Here is a 17,514-nt window from a genome sequence, read left to right as displayed (position 1 = left end):
TTTCAACAGTCAACCTGCCACGCCACTTCCCGGCAGCGGTGAATCCTAGGAGAACGAATTGGCCGACTTGAGCCGCCGTCAGATGATCTCGATTGCGGCGGCCGCGGCCGCCGTTCCCGTCGGCGTGGTCGCGGTCAACGAGATCGCCAGTCGCGGCGACGACGAGGATCTCGGTCTCACCTCCGCCCCCTCCGCAGCACCGCAAGGAGTCGACATGACCAAGACCATCTCGCACGGCGTCGTCCCGCCCGCGACGGTCGCGGCCGTCGACGCCGTGGTGGACGGCGAGAAGGACCGCCTGGTCGACATCTTCAAAGGCATCCACCAGAATCCGGAACTCGCGTTCATGGAGGAGCGGACGTCGAAGATCCTCGCCGACGGGCTGCGCAAGCTGGGCTTCGAGGTGAAGACGGGGATCGGCAAGACCGGCGTCGTGGGGATCCTGCGCAACGGCGACGGCCCGACGGTGGCCTACCGCGCCGACATGGACGCCAACGCGGTCGCCGAGGAAACCGGCCTGGACTATGCGAGCAAGGTGCGGGTGGTGCGACAGGACGGTGCGGAGGTCCCCGTCGCCCACATGTGCGGCCATGACGCGCACGTGGTGTGGATGCTGGGGATGGCACAGGTGCTCGTCGAGCTGAAAGACAAGTGGGCGGGCACGGCGGTGCTGATCGGCCAGCCCGCCGAGGAGACGATCACCGGCGCCCAGGCCATGATCGACGACGGCCTCTACGACAAGATGCCCAAGCCGGAGGCCATCGTCATCCTCCACACGGCGCCGGCGCCGATCGGCATGATGCTGTCCTCGCCGGGGACGAAGCTCGCCGGCACCGACCAGCTCGACGTGACCTTCCGCGGTGTCGGCGGCCACGGCTCGATGCCGCAGCTGACCAAGGACCCGGTGCTCATGGCGGCGATGGCGATCACCCAGTATCAGGCCGTCGTCTCGCGGACGGTGACTCCCCAGGAGACCGCCGTGCTGACCGTCGGTTCGGTGCAGGGCGGTGCGGACAACAACGTCATCCCGGAGTCGGTGACGTTGAAGATCAACACCCGCTGGTTCTCGCCGGCCGTGCGCGAGACGCTGCTCAAGGGGATTCACGCGGTCTCCGACGGCATCGCGCGGACCTACAACGTCGGCGACGACCTCATGCCGGTATACACCGAAAAGGGCGGGTCGACGCCGCTGGTCAACTCCGATGCGCTCGCGTTGTCGCAGGCCAAGATGTTCCGGGCGATCCTCGGCGAGGACAAGGTGATCACCGACTTCCCGCCCGGGATGGGTTCGGAGGACGCCCATCTGCTCAAGGGCCCCCACGAGGACATCGAACTCAACTACATGTTCGTCGGCGTCGCCGATCCCGAGGTGTATGCGCAGACGCGCAAAGCGGGTAAGGAAATGCCCTACGCGCACAACCCGCACTACGTGGTCGACCTGGCCGCCATCCCGCACGGCGCGAAGCTCGCCTCCTACGCGATGTTCGACCTCCTGGGCAAGAAGTAGTCCGACCCGGGGAACTCTCAGCCGTGCTCGAGCATCGGTGCGACGAGGAGTTCCTCGGGGATACCGAAGGCGTCGACGAGACCGCGGGCATGCGGGCGCAGGTCTTCGCACAGCTCGTTGACCCCGCGTCGGATGGCCTTGGCGCGTTCCACCGACACGTGGCGGTGCATCAGGAACCAGGAGAGGTCGGCCTCCAGCGCCGAGTAGACGAACAGGTCGCAGACCTTGCCGAGCAACTCGGCCGCCGACTTGGAGTCGCAGTCGTCGATGGCCTGGATGAAGCTCTCCAGCACCTGGCGTTCGATATGGGCGTTGGCCGCCTTCAACAGATGGTCCTGCGCGTCGTTGAAGACGGCGAACGGGTCGTCGGCGTCGGCCGCGCGACGCAGGCGCTGCGCACAGGTGCGTTGCAGGTGGTCCTCGCGGTTGCGGAACAGCCGGATCTGCGTCGCCCGGTCGGTGAGATCGGATTTGTCCGGGTTCTCGTCCGACGAGTCGAGCAGGGTCTGCACCACCTGGCGCACGGCGGTCTTCTCGGCCACCACGTCACCGACGAGACCGGCGACGAACTTGACCCACCCGGCGGCGTTGAGCCCGCGCATCTCCTCGGAGTAGAGGCCGAGCATCTCCTTGCCGACGAGCTGGGTGAGCACCGTGTTGTCGCCCTCGAAGGTGGTGAACACGTCGATGTCGCCGCGCAGGATGGGCAGCTGGTTCTCGTCCATGTAGCCGGCGCCGCCGCAGGCCTCACGGCACACGTTGATGGTGTGGCTGGCGTGGCTGCTGCCGTAGGCCTTGAGGCCGGCGGCCCAGCTCTCCAGCAGGCGTTGGCGGTGCGGCTCGACGTCGTCGGGGTCCAGCGACTGCACGTCGTGGAGTTCGGCGGTCAACTCGTTCTGCGCGAACGCCACCGCATACGACTTCGCCAGCAGCGGCAGCAGTTTGCGCTGGTGGGCGCGGTAGTCGAGGATCGTCACCTCGTGCGTGGAGTCGGGGGCGTCGAACTGCCGTCGGATCAACGCGTAGCGGATCGCCAGGGTCAGCGCCTTGCGGGCAGCAGCGCCCGCCGTCGCACCGACCGAGACGCGGCCGCGGATCAGCGTGCCGAGCATGGTGAAGAAGCGGCGGTTGTCGCTCTCGATCGGCGACTGGTAGGTGCCGTCCTCGGCGACGTCGGCGTAGCGGTTGAGCAGGTTCTCCGCCGGGATGCGGACCTTGTCGAAGATGATGCGGCCGTTGTCCACGCCGCGCAGCCCACCCTTATAGCCGCAGTCCGACGTCGTGACACCGGGCAGGTCCTTGCCGTTCTTGTCCCGGATCGGGACGAAGAAGCAGTGCACGCCGCGGCTGTGCGGCTCCTCGCCCGGCCCACCGGTGATCAGCTGGGCGAACACCGCCGACACGGTCGCGTGCTCACCCGCCCCGCCGATGTAGTCCTTGCGGGCCAGCTCGGTGGTGGAGTCGATGACGAATTCCCGCGTCGCCGGGTCATAGGTCGCGGTGGTCTCCAGCGCCTGCACATTGGAGCCGTGCCCGGTCTCGGTCATGCCGAAGGAGCCGAGCAGGTTCAGGTCGATGAGGTCGGCGACGTATTTGTCGTGGTGGCGCGCGGTGCCCAGGTTCTCGACGGCCCCGCCGAACAACCCCCACTGCACGCCCGACTTGACCATCAGCGAAAGATCCGCGTAGCCGAGCATCTCGATCCCGACGATGGCCTTGCCGACGTCGCCGGTGCCGCCGTGCTCGGTGCGGAACCCGGCCGCGGCGAAGTTGTGCGATGCGAGCTCCTTCATCTCGGCGAGGATCTTCGCCCGCGCGGGTCCGAGGTCGAGGGCGGGGTCGGCCAGCAGGTCGCGCCGGTTGAGGGCCTCCCGCAATTCGTCGCGGGTCTGGGCCCACGGACCGTCGAGTGCGGCGCGCAGACCGTCGACGGTGGTCTTGTCGGTGTGCTGGTCGGGGGTCGTCGGGTCGGGGGTCTCGGTGTCCGATTCGGCAGCCATGCTCCTACCGTATGCGCAAAGCGGGGTTGGGGTGGCCTAACCGGACCGGCGGCGGCCTACCCTCGACGATGTGCGGATCGGGCGGACGGCAATCATCGCTGCGGTGGCCGCGGTGTCGGTACTGGTCGGTGCCTGCGGCGACGACGGTGACCGCACCGCCGCGCCCGCGTCGGACCGGTCGACGGGGACGCCGCCCACCCAGTCCGCCGGCGCCCGCTATGCCCATCTCGGTGACAGTTTCGCGGCGGGTTCCGGGATCGATCCCACGGTGCCGGATTCGCCGGCGATGTGTCTGCGCTCCCAACTCAACTTCGGCCGGCTCGTCGCCGCCCGTCGCGGCGTCGCGCCGGCCGATTTCGCCGACGTCTCCTGCGGGGCGGCGACGACGGCCGCGTTGAGTACCGACCAGTTCTTCGGGGTACCCCCGCAGGTCGACGTGCTGGGCGCGCGGACCGAACTGGTCACGCTCCTGATCGGCGGCAACGACGACCGCCTGTTCGCCGACGTGGTCGCGGACTGCGCGTCGGCCGCTGTCGACGACCTCTTGGGCCAGCCGTGCCGCGCCAAGTTCGGGAACGGTTTCGACGAGCGGGTCGACGACGACGTCGCGCCCGCGCTCGACGATGCCGTCGCCCTCGTCCACCGCCGTGCGCCGCATGCCCGGCTGCTCGTCGTCGGGTATCCGCGCATCCTGCCCGAACACCGCGGCTGCTTTCCGGTGATGCGGATCGCGACGGGCGACGTGGCCTATGTGAACGAGGTGGCGGTGCGGCTCAATCGGGCAATCGCGACGGCCGCGCGGGCCCACGGCGCGACCTACGTCGACATGTGGTCGGTGTCGCAGGGGCACGACGCCTGTGCGGGGCTGGAGCAGCGGTGGGTGGAGCCGATGATGGGATCGCGCATCCGAACCACCGTGCATCCCAACGCCGCAGGTCAGCGTGCCATGGCCGACGCGGTGACGGCGGCGTTGCGCTGACCGCCGGGCCATTGCCGTCACCCGGCGCCCGTACCTTAGACGCGGCTGAGCGAATTGGGGTTTGGCCGGGGTCTTTGCCACACTGGAGGCCGTGACTGTTCACCCCGACCAACGTGCGAATGCTGTTGCCGCGTCGGCGGAACTGTTCACCAGGGCCAGCCACGTCATCCCCGGCGGGGTCAACTCGCCCGTGCGCGCCTTTTCCGCCGTCGGCGGCACCCCGCGGTTCATCGCCTCGGCGCAGGGCTGTCGGCTGACCGACGTCGACGACAACGTCTACGTCGACCTCGTCTGCTCGTGGGGTCCGATGATCCTCGGCCACGCGCATCCGGCCATCGTCGACGCCGTGCGCACTGCCGCGACCGGCGGGCTCTCCTTCGGCGCGCCGACGGGGGCGGAGGTCGAACTCGCCGAGGAACTCGTCTCCCGCGTCGACCCCGTCGAGCAGGTACGGCTGGTGAACTCCGGCACCGAGGCCACGATGTCGGCGGTCCGCCTCGCCCGCGGGTTCACCGGGCGCCCCAAGATCGTCAAGTTCGCCGGTTGCTATCACGGCCACGTCGACGCCCTGCTGGCCGCGGCCGGGTCCGGCGTCGCAACCCTCGGCCTGCCGACCTCCCCCGGAGTGACCGGTGCCGCCGCGCACGACACGATCGTGCTGCCCTACAACGACCTCGCCGCCGTTGCCGCAGCTTTCGAGGAGTACGACGGCCAGATCGCCGCGGTGATCACCGAGGCCGCCGCCGGGAACATGGGAGCCGTCGCCCCGGGCGCCGGATTCAACGCGGGGTTGCGGGAACTGTGCTCCAAGCACGGGGCGCTGCTGATCATCGACGAGGTGATGACCGGATTCCGGGTCAGCCCGGCCGGCTGGTTCGGTCTCGAGGGGATCGGCGGCGACCTCTACACCTTCGGCAAGGTCATGAGCGGCGGGCTGCCCGCCGCGGCGTTCGGCGGTCGCGCCGACGTGATGGCCCACCTCGCGCCGACCGGCCCGGTCTACCAGGCGGGGACGCTCTCGGGTAACCCGGTGGCCGTCGCCGCCGGTCTGGCCACCTTGCGGACCGCCGACGCGGCGGCCTACGCGACGCTCGACGCCAACGCGCAGCGGGTGGGCGCGCTGGTGGGCGATGCGCTGAGCGCCGCCGGCGTGAGCCATCGGGTCCAGTACGCGGGCAACCTGTTCAGCGTCTTCTTCACCGATCAACCCGACGTCGCGATCACCGACTACGACGGGGTGCGCGCCACGCAGACCCACCGGTTCGCCCCGTTCTTCCACGCGCTGCTCGACGCCGGGGTCTACCCGCCGCCCAGCGCCTTCGAGGCGTGGTTCGTCTCCACCGCCCTCGACGACGACGCCTTCGAGACCATCGCCGCCGCGCTGCCAGCCGCGGCCGCCGCGGCGGCGTCCGCGCCAGCACAGGGGGAGAACCGATGACCGACAAGACCAGGCGCGGCAACGGGCAGCGCACCGGTGAGCAGACCGTCGTGCACATGATGCGCCACGGCGAGGTCTTCAACCCGGACGGCATCCTCTACGGCCGCCTGCCCGGCTTCCGGCTGTCCGACACCGGCCGCGCGCAGGCGCAGACGGTGGCCGACACCCTCGCCGACCACGACATCACCGCGGTATTCGCCTCCCCGCTGCAGCGCGCCCAGGAGACGGCGGCCCCGGTCGCCGCGGCACACGGCCTGGAGATCGTCACCAACGACGACCTGATCGAGGCGGACAACGTCTTCGAGGGGTTGAAGGTGTCGATCGGCGGCGACGGCGTGCTCGGCAAGCCGCGGCACTGGCCCAAGCTGCGCGATCCGTTCACCCCGTCGTGGGGGGAGCCCTATATCCAGCTGGCGCACCGGATGCTCGGTGCCGCGACGACCGCCCGCAACGCCGCGCGCGGTCACGAGGTGGTCTGCGTGAGCCATCAGCTGCCCGTCTACACGCTGCGGCGCTTCCTCGAAGGCCAGCGGCTCTGGCACGATCCGCGCCAGCGACAGTGCTCGCTGGCCTCGGTGACCAGCCTCGTCTACGACGGCGACGCGCTGATCGACATCGTCTACTCCGAGCCCGCCGGCGCCTCCGACCCGATGGTCATGGGGGCGTGAGCGTGACCGACCGTGTTGCCCGCCGCAGTCGCGTGATCCGCTTGGGTGCCGTGCTCGCCGGGACCCTGCTCGGCGGCGCGCTGCTCGCCGGGTGCGGCACCGGCAAGGACGCGGTCGCACAGGGCGACACCTGGCAGTTCGTCTCGCCCGGCGGCAAAACCGTGATCACCTACGACCCCGCCCAGCGCAAGCCGGTCGCCCCCCTCTCCGGTCCAGACCTGGAGACCGGAAAACCGGTGGCGCTCACCGACTTCGACGGGCAGGTCGTCGTCGTCAACGTGTGGGCGTCGTGGTGCGGGCCGTGCCGCGGCGAGGCCGACGGGCTGCTGCGCACCTACCACCAGACCCGCGGGCAGGGGGTCGCCTTCCTGGGGATCAACCTGCGCGACAACCGGGATTCCGCGCGTGATTTCGCGACGGACCGCGGCATCGACTACCCGTCGATCTACGACTTCTCCGGCGCGCACCTGGCCGCGCTGACCACGCCGACCTCGGTGGTGCCGACGACGGTGATCCTGGACCGCCTGCACCGCCCGGCCGCGGTGTACCTGCGGGCCGTGGAACCCCTCGAACTCAAGGCCGCCGTCGAGAAGGTGGCCGCCGAGCCCGCACCGACTCCCGCCCCCGCTCCCGTGCCCGCCCCGAACCCGGCGGGCTGAGTCGAGCAGTGTCCACGTCGAATATCTTCTCCACCGCGGCCGAGTCGGGGCCGCTGGTGTTCGCCGTGCTCGCCTGCATGCTGGCCGGTTTCGTCTCCTTCGCGTCGCCGTGCGTGGTGCCGCTGGTCCCCGGCTACCTCTCCTACCTGGCGGGCCTCGTCGGCGCCCAGGCGCCGGCGGTGACCGTCGACGAGGCGCGCGCCGAACGGAAGTCGCGGCGCTGGCTCGTCGTCGGGGCGGCGCTGCTGTTCGTCCTCGGCTTCACCGCCGTGTTCCTGGCGGTCACCGTGACGGTGCTCGGCCTCAAGGACGCGGTCGGCGTCGGCACCCAGGGCCAGCATTGGTTGCGCATCGTCGGGGGACTGGTGACGATCCTGCTGGGCCTGGTGTTCATCGGCGTCGTCCCCATCTGGCAGACCGATCGTCGCTTCGCGCCGACCCGGTTCTCCGCCGGGGTGTTGGGCGCGCCGCTGCTGGGCGCGGTCTTCGCCCTCGGCTGGACCCCGTGCATCGGCCCGACGCTCGGCGCGGTCATCTCCACCGCCGGTGTCACCGACGGGGCGACCGCCGCGCGCGGTGTGGTGCTGGTCGTCGCCTACTGCCTCGGACTGGGAATCCCGTTCCTCCTGTTGGCCATGTCCTCGGCGTGGGCGGTGCGCAGCCTCGGCTGGGTGCGCGCCCACTCCCGGACCATCCAGATCATCGGCGGCATCGCCCTGATCGTCGTCGGATTCGCCGTGCTGACCGGGATCTGGGATCACTTCATCGTGTGGCTGCAGACGCAGTTCGGAACGAGTGCGGGGTTGTCGCTGTGACCGTCGTCGAATCGCCGAAGCAAGAGTCGCGCGAGCCCAACCGCGGGTTCACGCCGTCGCCGCTGCAGCGCTACGTCATCGCCCCGGTGCGCAACACGTGGCGCTCGTTGACGTCCATGCGCACCGCGCTGGCCCTGCTGTTCCTCCTGGCGCTGGCGGCGGTGCCGGGCGCGCTGCTGCCGCAGCATCCGCTCAACGCGGCGAAGACGCAGAAATACATCGAGGCGCACGGGCGGCTCGGGCAGGTCATGGACAAACTCCAGCTGTTCGACGTCTTCGCCAGTGGCTGGTTCACGGCCATCTACGTGCTGCTGTTCGTCTCACTCGTCGGCTGTCTGCTCCCGCGGTTGGCCGAGCACCTGCGCAGCCTGCGCGCCCGCCCGGTCCCGGTGCCGCGCAACCTCGCCCGTATGCCGCGACACGAGGAGATCGAGGTCGACGGCGACGTCGAGCCGGCCGAACTCGCGGCGCGCATCGAGACCAACCTGCGCGGCTGGCGCAAGACGGTCTACTCGCCGGACGAGAGCAAGGTCGGGACCTACGAGGTGTCCGCGGAGAAGGGATACCTGCGCGAGTTCGGCAACCTCGTCTTCCACTTCGCGCTGTTGAGCCTGCTCATCGCGATCGCCGTCGGAAAGATGTACGGCTACGAGGGCACGCGCATCCTCGTCGCCGACGGCGAGCAAGGCCTGTGCAACACGTCGACGGCGGTGTACGACTCCTTCCGGGGCGGGCGTCTGGTGGACGGGACCGACCTGCAGCCGTTCTGCATCCGGGCCGACGACTTCACCGTCTCCTACACCCCCGACGGTCAGCCCGCCATGTTCGACAGCAAGATGCGCTACACCGACGGCTCGCCCACCACCGACCCGGGCACCTGGCCGCTGGCCGACGTCCGCGTGAACAAGCCGCTGCGCCTGGCGGGCAGCCGCGTCTACCTGCTCGGCCACGGCTTCGCCCCGACGTTCACGGTGACCTTCCCCAACGGTGAGAAGCGCACGCAGACAACGCCGTTCGCCCCCGACGAACTGGCGACGATGCTCTCGTCGGGAGCGGTCCGCGTCGACCCGCCGGGCGGGATGTACCCGGAGGAGAAGGTCCGCCGTCGCAACCAGATCGGCATCGAGGGCATCTTCGCACCCACCGCCAAGTTCGACGGAACGCTGTTGTCCTCGTCGACGGCGGAGCCGCGCAACCCCTATGTCGCGATCCGCGTCTACCGCGGCGACACCGGACTCGACTCCGGGCGCCCGCAGAACGCCTACGCACTCGACACCGACCTCATGCACAGCGGCCAGCTCAAGCGCGTCGGCCAGGCGAACCTGAAACCCGGCACCGGGCCCGGCTCGGTGCTGCGGCTCGACGACGGCACCACCGTCTCCTTCGACGGGTACAAGCGGTGGATCTCGATCCAGGTCTCCAACGACCCGGCGCAGCTGTGGGTGCTGGTGTCCGCGCTGGTCATGGTCGCCGGTCTGGTCGTCTCGCTGCTGGTGAAACGCCGCCGCGTGTGGGCGCGTATCCGGGTGGTCGATGACGGCGCCGACGGTCAACGACGTACTGTAGTAACGGTGGCCGGCCTGGCCCGCACCGATCAGGCGGGATGGGGCGACGGCTTCTCCGAGCAGGCACGCGAGTTGGTGTCGCGCTCCGGCGACAAGAGCTGATCGGCAAGAGGTGATGGGTATGACACAGGTCCTGGCGGATCCCGAGGTGGCGATCCACGTCAACGAGACGATGACCCGCTACTCCAGCGTGCTCTACGGCACCGCGATCATCGTGTACGCGATCGCGATCCTGCTGCTCTTCGCCGGCTATGCGGCGAGCAGGCGGGTCGTCGGGCAAATGCCGGCGATGGCGCAGGTCGGCGGTCCGACGGTCGCGGTCGACGAGGTCGGCCCCGGTCGGGTGCTGCCCGCCGAGAAGCAGTCCAACAGCCAGCGGGTCATCAACATGGGCTACGCCGTCGGCGTCGTCGGCGCGCTGGCCCACGTCGGCTCGATCGTGACCCGCGGGTTCGCGACCGGCCGCGCCCCCTGGGGCAACATGTACGAGTTCATCGCGTTGACGATGGCGGCCTGCGTGGCCGGCGGACTCATCGCGTTGCGGGCGCCGGCCAACCGCAAGTACCTGGGCTTCGTCCTGACCGCCGTGGTGATCATGCTGGTCATCAACGACAAGTTCCTGGCCACCCCCACCAGCCACCAGCTCACGGTGCCGCTCAAGTCGTATTGGCTGGTCATCCACGTCTCGATCATCTCGATCAGCTCGGGTGTGCTGCTGGTCTCGGGGATCGCGAGCATGCTCTACCTGTTGAACCAGCGCTTCGGCTGGTTCGGCCCGGAGGCCGCCGATCGGCTCGACCGCGTCGCCTACCGCTGCGTCGTCTTCGCCTTCCCGCTGTTCTCCCTGGGCGTGATCTGCGGCGCGATCTGGGCCGAGTCCGCGTGGGGTCGCTACTGGGCCTGGGACCCCAAGGAGGTCGTCTCCTTCGTCGCCTGGGTCGTCTACGCCGCCTATCTGCACGCGCGCGCGACCGCCAACATGCGCAACGTCGCGGCGGCCATCAACGTCGCGGGCTTCGCCACGCTGCTGTTCAACCTGTTCGCGATCAACCTGGTGATCAGCGGGTTGCACTCCTACGCGGGCGTCGGCAGCTAGGCGCGCGATCTGTTAGGTGTTCGGTCCGGAATCCGGACCAAACACCTAAGAGGACGAGCCGAGGGTCTTAGGAGTCGCGATCCTGGTTCTTGCGACGCAGGTCGAGGAGGAAGTCGGGATCGTCGTCGGGTCCGATCGGGCCGCGCGGCGCCGACGGGCGGGATGCGGGGCGCGGAGCACGAGACGCGGGGTCGCCGGGGCTGCGCGTCAGATGCCACAGGACGTAGCCCAGGGCCACGACGAGGATGAGTAAGAGCAGATAGTGCACGGCGGACCTCCTATCCGTCCCAGGATACGCGAGGCCCGCCTACGCTCCGTCGGCTGTTTGCCGACGTCGCGCCGGTGGTTACAGCGGCAGGTCGTCGCGGTGGTTGAGCAGTGCGACGACGTCGGTCTCGCGGTAGCGCCGGTGTCCGCCGGGGGTGCGGATCGACTTGAGGATCCCGGCCGAGGACCAGCGGGCCACGGTCTTGGGGTTCACGCTGAACATCGCTGCCACGTCGGCGGGCTTGAGGTTGAACTGGGTGGCGTTGGCGGCGGTGATCGTCGACGGCTCGTGAGCGGTGATCGTCATGGGATTTCCCTTCGTGGTCGAAATTCGCTGCTGCGACCGTTCTACAGGGACAACTACCGGTTGTTCGAACCGTCATCGATAAGTAAAGAAATGGTCAAATTGTCCGGTTTGGCATAATTTCGTGATTTCCCGGGCCGTTCTACGGCGGCGCGGCTGCCGCGATACGCGGCCAGGCTAGGGTGAAGGCGTGACTGGTCAAGACATCCCCGACGAGAAGCAGGCGCATGAGCCGACCCTGGCCTCGCTGATCGGCGCAGTGGTCGCCTATGCGGGCGCCCGGCTGGTCCTCGTCGCCCTCGTCGCCCTCGCGATCTACGGCGTCGGATCGCTCGTGCACGTGACGATCCCGCCGATCGTCGCCGCGGCCTTCGCCGTCGTGATCGCCCTGCCGCTGGGGATGCTGCTGTTCAAGTCCCTGCGCAAGCGGGTCAACGCGCAGATCACCGGATACGACGAGGTGCGGGCCCGACGTCGCGAGGAACTGCACGGCCGGTTGCGCGGAACGGGCCGGTAGGCCCCGCGATGGCCCGCAGCGTCGAACACCGCGCCGACCGTGCCTGGGTGCATCGCGCGGTGGCGTTGATCGGGGCCGACACCCGTCGTTCGGCCGACACGCACCTGCTGCGCGTCGACCTCCCGTCCTGGGCGCGCTGGACCGACGACGACGGCCGTCCCGCGGGCGTCGACCTCTACGTGAAGGACGAGTCGACGCATCCGACCGGATCGCTCAAGCACCGGCTGGCGCGCTCACTGTTCCTCTACGCCCTGTGCAACGGATGGATCACCGAGACGACGACGGTCATCGAGGCGTCATCCGGGTCCACCGCCGTCTCCGAGGCGTATTTCGCCAAGCTGATCGGCGTGCCCTTCGTCGCGGTCATGGCGGCGGCCACGTCGCCGGAGAAGGTCCGGCTCATCGAGCGACAGGGCGGGCGCTGCCACTTCGTCGACAACCCGGCCGACGTCTACGCCGTCGCCGCCGAACTCGAGAAGGAGCTGGGCGGCCACTACATCGACCAGTTCACGATGGCCGAGCGGGCCACCGACTGGCGCGGCAACAACAACATCGCCGAATCCATCTTCGAGCAGATGGCCGCCGAGCGGTATCCGGTGCCGACCTGGGTCGTCGTCGGCGCGGGCACCGGCGGCACGTCGGCCACCCTGGGCCGCTACCTGCGCTACCAGGGCCACGACACGTCGCTCTGCGTGGTCGACCCGGAGCGCTCCGTCTTCTACCCCGCATACGAGGCCGGTGACGGCAGCCTCTGCGCCGCGGCGGGCCACGGTGGCTCGCGCATCGAGGGGATCGGCCGCCCGCGCGTCGAGCCGTCCTTCGTCTCGCAGGTCATCGACCGGATGATCGCCGTTCCCGACGCCGCGTCGATCGCGGGGATGCGCTTCCTCTCGGAACTGATCGACCGGCGCGTCGGGCCGTCGACGGGCACCAACCTGCACGGGGCGCTGACCGTCGTCGCCGAGATGGTCGCCGCGCGACGACCCGGTTCGGTGGTCACGTTGCTGTGCGACCCCGGGGAGCGCTACGGGTCCACCTACTTCGACGACGAGTGGCTGGCCGAGCACGGGCTGACCGCCGACGAGCAATCGGCGCAGCTGCGCGCCTTCTGGGCCGACGGCCGGTGGCCGGGTGGCGACGAGGTGGGGGCGGGGCGCGCGTGAGCCCGAACGTCGTCGCGCACGCCAACCGTCCGCCGCTGGTGAGTGCCCGCGGATTGGTGCGCGAATACGAGTTCGGCGACACGAAGGTGCGCGCGCTCGACGGCGTCGATCTCGACCTCGCCGGTGGGCGATTCGTCTCCATCGTCGGCCCTTCCGGCGCGGGCAAGTCGACGTTGCTGCACGTGCTCGGCGCACTCGACCAGCCGACCTCGGGCAGCATCGTCGTCGACGGGGTGTCGCTGACCGATCTCGACGATGCGGCCGCCTCGGAGTTCCGCCGCCGCCGGGTCGGATTCATCTTCCAGTTCTTCAACCTCGTCCCGACGATGTCGGCGTGGGAGAACGTGGCGCTGCCGCGCCTGCTGGACAACCGGTCGTTGCGCAAGGCGAAGCCGCGGGCCCTGGAGCTGCTTGACCTGGTCGGCCTCGGCGACCGGGTCGATCACCGGCCCGGTGAGCTGTCCGGCGGGCAGATGCAGCGCGTGGCCATCGCGCGCTCGCTCATCATGGACCCGGCGATCCTGCTGGCTGACGAACCCACCGGCAACCTCGACAGCCGCACCGGCGAGGCCGTCCTGGAACTGCTCGCCACCCTGGCGCACGACCGGCCGGACCGCCTGGTCGTCATGGTCACCCACGACCCGAACGCGGCCTCCGTCACCGACCAGGTGATCACCGTGCGCGATGGACGGGTCCTGACCAGGTGACGGGGGTGGCCGGGGCCGGTCGCAGGTTGCGCGCCGGGCTGACCCGCGTGCGGCTGATGAACCTGCGCGAGATCGTCACCCACCGGCTGCGAGTCGTCACGTCGCTCTCGGTGATCGTGGTCGCCTCGGCGCTGCTCGTAGCGGTGTTCGGCACGTTCGGCTCGCTCACCGGGTCGGTCCGCGACCTCACCGCCGCGCTCACCGGTGACGCCGCCCTCGAGGTCGCGGCCGTCTCCGACTCGGGGCTCGACGCGGATATCGCCGGGCAACTGCGCGCCGACCTGGACGGCGCGAAGGCCGTCGTGCCGATGATCCGTGCCCAGGTGCGGGTGGATCGGATGGGCGCCGCCCCAGAAGCGGCACCGCGGGTGAGCCTGCTGATCGGCTCCGACCAGCGCGTCACCGAGATGTCGCCGCAGCTGCGGGATGCGCTGCGCCGCGGGCAGACCGGCGGTGACGAACTCGACCTGGACGCGTTGCGGACCGGGGTGATCGCCGGACCCGGTACGGGGCTGCACCGGGGTGACCGCGTGCGGATCAACGGGGTCGACGCGGAGGTGCTCGCCATCGCGCCGAGCCAGGGGACCGAGGCGCTGAACCGCGGCGACTTCCTCTTCGCCTTCCTGCCGCTGGCCCAGCAGATCACCGGGCTCACCGACCGCGTCGACTCGTTGATGATCGTCGCGAAGCCGGGTGCCTCGGTCGCCGCCGTGCGCGCTCGCGCCGAGCAGATCGTCGCCGGGCGGGCCAGCGTCGTCGACCCCGCCTTCCGGATGAAGCAGGCGGAGACGGCGACCGCCGTCACCCGCGACTCGACGCTGCTGGTCTCGGTGATCTCCCTGGTGATCGCCGGATTCCTGGTCTTCAACACGATGAACATGGCCGTCGCGTCGCGGCGTGCGGCCCTGGCGATGGTGCGCGCCCTCGGTGCCCGCCGCGGGCAGTTGGTCAGCGACATGCTCTGGGAGGCAACCGTCTTCGGTCTCGTCGGCGGGCTCATCGGTATCCCGGTGGGCATCCTTGCCGGCCGGTGGGCCATCGGTCGGCTGCCGGAGATGACGGTCAACTCCGTCGGCGCCGCGGTCAGCTACCACCTGCCGGTGTTCGCACCCTTCGTGGCGCTGGGCGCTTGCGTGCTCGCCTGCGTCGCGGCGACCGCGCTCGCGGCGCGGACCGTGTTCTCGGTGGCGCCGGTGGAGGCGATGTCGGCGGCCGGCGGGGACGTCGACCGACCGTTGTCCCGTCGCATCGTCGTGATCGCCGGGGTGGGCGGACTCGTCGGCATCGCGGCGTCCTGGGTGCTGGCCACCACCGTGCCCGGCCGCGGTGCGATCATCGCCGGTGCCGTCTACGGCGCATGCGGTCTGCTGCTGTGCTTCGCCCTGACCGGGGTGCTGGTCCGAGCGGCCACTGCCGTCGCCGGGCTCTTCGGACCGGCCGGCACCCTCGCCGCGGTGAACACCGCGCGGGCGTCGCGCCGGGTGTGGGCGACGATCATGACGGTCGCCGTGGCCATCGCGGTCGGGATGGGCACGTCGGGGGCCTTGCAGAACATGGTGGCGTCCATCTCCGGTTCGTTGCAGGGGCTCGGCGACCCGGGGTTCTATCTGTCGACGTCGAGCCGCGACGGCATCCCCGTCGGGCCGGTGTTCGGCGACGAGGTCGTCGATGCGGCGCGCGCCGTCCCGGGCGTCGAGACGGTGCGCGGATCCCAGTGGGCGACGGTGAACGTCGGCGACGCGCGGATCATGGTCCAGGGGCTTGCCGACGGGCTCAGCGCCCCCTTCATGCACAAGACGGCGCCGGATGCGCTGCGGCAGATTCTCGACGGCGACGGGATCGTGCTCTCCTCGGTACTGGCCCGCAATCTCGGATACCGGACCGGCGACGAGGTGCGGCTGGCCACGCCGACCGGCTACCACTCGCTGGTGGTGCGCGACGTCGTCGACTACATCGCCATCGACTCCGGCAGCGCGGCGATGTCGTTGAACCTGCTGCGCGAGTGGTTCCACCGGCCGGGATCGACCTTCCTGCAGGTGGATACCGCGCCGGGCGCCGACCTCGCGCAGGTGCGCGCCGGGTTGGAATCCGTCGCGTCGCACTACTCGGACGACCGGCTGCCCCTGTACGTGTACTCGGGGGAGGAGGCGATCGAGGCGACCCGGGCGACCGTCGAGCAGTCCGGCGCCTTCACCGTCGCCATCCAGTGGATCGTCGCGGTCGCGGCGGCGGTGGCCCTGCTGAACACCCTGTTGCTGAGCGTCATCGAGCGCCGACGCGAATTGGCGGTGCTGCGGGCGTTGGGGGCGTCGCGGCGCTTCGTGTTCGCGATGGTGCTGGCCGAGGCGGTGGCGATCGCCGTCGTCGGCTCCCTCGTCGGGCTGGTCCTCGGCGGATTCCTGCACCTGCTCAGCGACAAGATCCTCGCCGCCAGCACGTCGATCGCGGTGCAGTACTCACCCCAGGCGTCGACCGTCCTCTACGTCGCGGTGTCGGTGGGCCTCTGCCTCGTCGGAGCCCTCACGCCCGCGATGCGCGCGGCCCGACTCAACATCTCCGAATCGCTAGTCGACGAATAGCGCGACTGTCGACTGCAGCAGGTGGTGGTCCTGTGCCGGTGGTCGAGTGCTGACAACGGTGGGTTCAACGGTGGTCGAGTGAATTCGAGGCGCTAGCTGTACTTCCCTGTGAGGTTGTGAACGCGGGCTGAGGGGACTTGGCCGTCGATGCCGGTGTGGGGTCGGTGGTGATTGTAGTGGTGTAGCCAGGCGGTGTAGGCGGCGTCGCGTTCGGTTTCGTTGGAGTAGGGCCGGGCGTAGGCCCATTCGGCGGCCAGGGTGCGGTTGAAGCGTTCGACTTTCCCGTTGGTTTGCGGTCGATACGGGCGGGTCCACTTGTGCTTGATCGTGGGTCCCAGGGCGTCGGCGAAGGCGTGGGAGCGGTAGCAGGCACCGTTGTCGGTCATCACCGCGGTGACCGTGACGCCGATACCTGCGAAGAACTCGCTGGCCCGTAACCAGAACCCTGCGGCGGTCTCTTTACGTTCGTCGTCGAGGATCTCGGAATAGGCGACCCGCGAGTAGTCGTCGACGGCGTGATGCAGATAGCGGTAGCCGCGCGAGCTTTTCGCCCCCGCGCGGCAGGCTCTTTCCCGGGCGGTGTCTGCGGCCCGGTCTTGTATCGAGCCTCGGCCATGGGCGCGCCAACCACCGCCATCGGGGATTCGACCTTGCTTCTTGATGTCGATGTGCACCAGCCGCCCGGGCCGGTCGACTTCGTATCGGACCGGGGCCGGGCGGCGCACCGGGAGTCCGGTGGCTTGATCGAGATGGGCCAGCAACGGCATCTGATAACGCTCTAACACTCGGCCAACGGTGGACCGGTTCAGGTCTAAGTGATAGGCGATCCGATGTGGCCCCCACCGGCGGGTGAACCGCAGACCGATGATTCGTTGTTCGACCTTGCGTGCCAGCCGCCGCGGTGAGGACTGGGGTCGGGAGCTGCGATCGGTCAACGGCAACCCCGCCCGGTAGCGGTCAGACCAGCGTTTGGCCGTTGCCGGTGAGCACTGAAACCGTTCAGCAGCACGCCGCAACGACCACCCCTGATCAACAACCAGCACAGCCAGACGTCGACGGCCCGTAGGAGTCAGAGGTGCATTAGCGTGGGTCATGAAGACCTCCGTGGCGAGATGGTGAGTGTGGTAACCCACATCCTGCCCGGAGGTCTTCGCCTCACCTCACCCGTTCACAACGTGTCGGGGAAGTACAGCTAGCCGAGAATTCGTATCGAGACCCCGTCAGACGAAATCGGAGCGTCGAGGCCCCGG

The 17,514-nt window shown here is 69.5% G+C and carries 16 protein-coding genes; 12 read left to right on the top strand and 4 right to left on the bottom strand.

From position 1 onward, the window contains the following. The first annotated feature begins 58 nt into the window (after window positions 1–58). On the top strand, window positions 59–1,507 hold the full coding sequence (locus HUN08_RS15275; RefSeq protein ID WP_301546754.1) for an amidohydrolase: 1,449 nt from the start codon (window positions 59–61) through the stop codon (window positions 1,505–1,507). A gap of 17 nt (window positions 1,508–1,524) precedes the next feature. Here HUN08_RS15275 and HUN08_RS15270 read toward each other — a convergent pair whose 3' ends face one another. Next, window positions 1,525–3,507, bottom strand: a complete 1,983-nt coding sequence (locus HUN08_RS15270; protein ID WP_124247123.1) for an acyl-CoA dehydrogenase — start codon at window positions 3,505–3,507, stop codon at window positions 1,525–1,527. 70 nt (window positions 3,508–3,577) lie between these two features. On the opposite strand from HUN08_RS15270, the gene HUN08_RS15265 reads away from it, so the two are divergent. From HUN08_RS15265 to ccsA, 7 genes are all read left to right on the top strand, one after another. Further along, a complete protein-coding gene (locus tag HUN08_RS15265) occupies window positions 3,578–4,486 on the top strand; it encodes an SGNH/GDSL hydrolase family protein (RefSeq protein ID WP_301546753.1) in 909 nt (302 codons plus the stop codon). A gap of 91 nt (window positions 4,487–4,577) precedes the next feature. Further along, window positions 4,578–5,924, top strand: a complete 1,347-nt coding sequence (hemL, locus tag HUN08_RS15260; protein WP_124247124.1) for a glutamate-1-semialdehyde 2,1-aminomutase — start codon at window positions 4,578–4,580, stop codon at window positions 5,922–5,924. After that, window positions 5,921–6,592: a histidine phosphatase family protein gene (locus HUN08_RS15255; protein ID WP_124247125.1), complete on the top strand. Its 672-nt coding sequence runs from the start codon at window positions 5,921–5,923 to the stop codon at window positions 6,590–6,592. The genes hemL and HUN08_RS15255 overlap by 4 nt, the downstream gene beginning before the upstream one ends. Before the next feature lie 35 nt (window positions 6,593–6,627). Beyond that, window positions 6,628–7,251 carry a TlpA disulfide reductase family protein gene (locus tag HUN08_RS15250; protein WP_124247154.1) on the top strand — a complete coding sequence of 208 codons (624 nt, stop codon included), beginning with the start codon at window positions 6,628–6,630 and terminating at the stop codon, window positions 7,249–7,251. Window positions 7,252–7,259: 8 nt separating this feature from the next. After that, window positions 7,260–8,066, top strand: coding sequence for a cytochrome c biogenesis CcdA family protein (locus HUN08_RS15245; RefSeq protein ID WP_301546752.1), 807 nt, complete (start codon window positions 7,260–7,262; stop codon window positions 8,064–8,066). Window positions 8,067–8,128: 62 nt separating this feature from the next. Next, window positions 8,129–9,733 carry a cytochrome c biogenesis protein ResB gene (locus HUN08_RS15240; RefSeq protein ID WP_301547006.1) on the top strand — a complete coding sequence of 535 codons (1,605 nt, stop codon included), beginning with the start codon at window positions 8,129–8,131 and terminating at the stop codon, window positions 9,731–9,733. A gap of 19 nt (window positions 9,734–9,752) precedes the next feature. After that, window positions 9,753–10,727, top strand: coding sequence for a cytochrome c biogenesis protein CcsA (ccsA, locus tag HUN08_RS15235; protein ID WP_124247126.1), 975 nt, complete (start codon window positions 9,753–9,755; stop codon window positions 10,725–10,727). Between the two features lie 67 nt (window positions 10,728–10,794). On the opposite strand, the gene HUN08_RS15230 is transcribed toward ccsA, so the two are convergent. Then, the gene (locus HUN08_RS15230) at window positions 10,795–10,995 is read right to left on the bottom strand and encodes a hypothetical protein (protein ID WP_124247127.1); all 201 of its coding nucleotides are present in this window, start codon (window positions 10,993–10,995) and stop codon (window positions 10,795–10,797) included. 78 nt (window positions 10,996–11,073) lie between these two features. Further along, window positions 11,074–11,301, bottom strand: a complete 228-nt coding sequence (locus HUN08_RS15225) for a BldC family transcriptional regulator (protein ID WP_124247128.1) — start codon at window positions 11,299–11,301, stop codon at window positions 11,074–11,076. Between the two features lie 187 nt (window positions 11,302–11,488). On the opposite strand from HUN08_RS15225, the gene HUN08_RS15220 reads away from it, so the two are divergent. The 4 genes from HUN08_RS15220 to HUN08_RS15205 are packed head-to-tail and all read left to right on the top strand — an operon-like array spanning window position 11,489 to window position 16,264. Further along, window positions 11,489–11,815, top strand: coding sequence for a DUF4229 domain-containing protein (locus tag HUN08_RS15220; RefSeq protein WP_124247129.1), 327 nt, complete (start codon window positions 11,489–11,491; stop codon window positions 11,813–11,815). A gap of 8 nt (window positions 11,816–11,823) precedes the next feature. Beyond that, the gene (locus tag HUN08_RS15215) at window positions 11,824–12,978 is read left to right on the top strand and encodes a PLP-dependent cysteine synthase family protein (RefSeq protein ID WP_124247130.1); all 1,155 of its coding nucleotides are present in this window, start codon (window positions 11,824–11,826) and stop codon (window positions 12,976–12,978) included. Further along, window positions 12,975–13,685 carry an ABC transporter ATP-binding protein gene (locus HUN08_RS15210; RefSeq protein WP_124247131.1) on the top strand — a complete coding sequence of 237 codons (711 nt, stop codon included), beginning with the start codon at window positions 12,975–12,977 and terminating at the stop codon, window positions 13,683–13,685. Before HUN08_RS15215 ends, HUN08_RS15210 begins: the two co-directional genes overlap by 4 nt. 56 nt (window positions 13,686–13,741) lie before the next feature. Then, a complete protein-coding gene (locus tag HUN08_RS15205; protein WP_124247157.1) occupies window positions 13,742–16,264 on the top strand; it encodes an FtsX-like permease family protein in 2,523 nt (840 codons plus the stop codon). Between the two features lie 92 nt (window positions 16,265–16,356). Here the strand turns inward: HUN08_RS15205 and HUN08_RS15200 are convergent, their stop codons facing one another. Then, window positions 16,357–17,358, bottom strand: coding sequence for an IS481 family transposase (locus HUN08_RS15200; protein WP_174900943.1), 1,002 nt, complete (start codon window positions 17,356–17,358; stop codon window positions 16,357–16,359). Window positions 17,359–17,514: the final 156 nt, after the last annotated feature.

Source organism: Gordonia sp. X0973 (assembly GCF_013348785.1).
In the GTDB taxonomy this organism is placed as follows: Bacteria; Actinomycetota; Actinomycetes; order Mycobacteriales; family Mycobacteriaceae; genus Gordonia.
The sequence above is the reverse complement of the archived record's forward strand: the minus strand, read 5'-3'. Positions and strand labels throughout refer to the sequence as shown.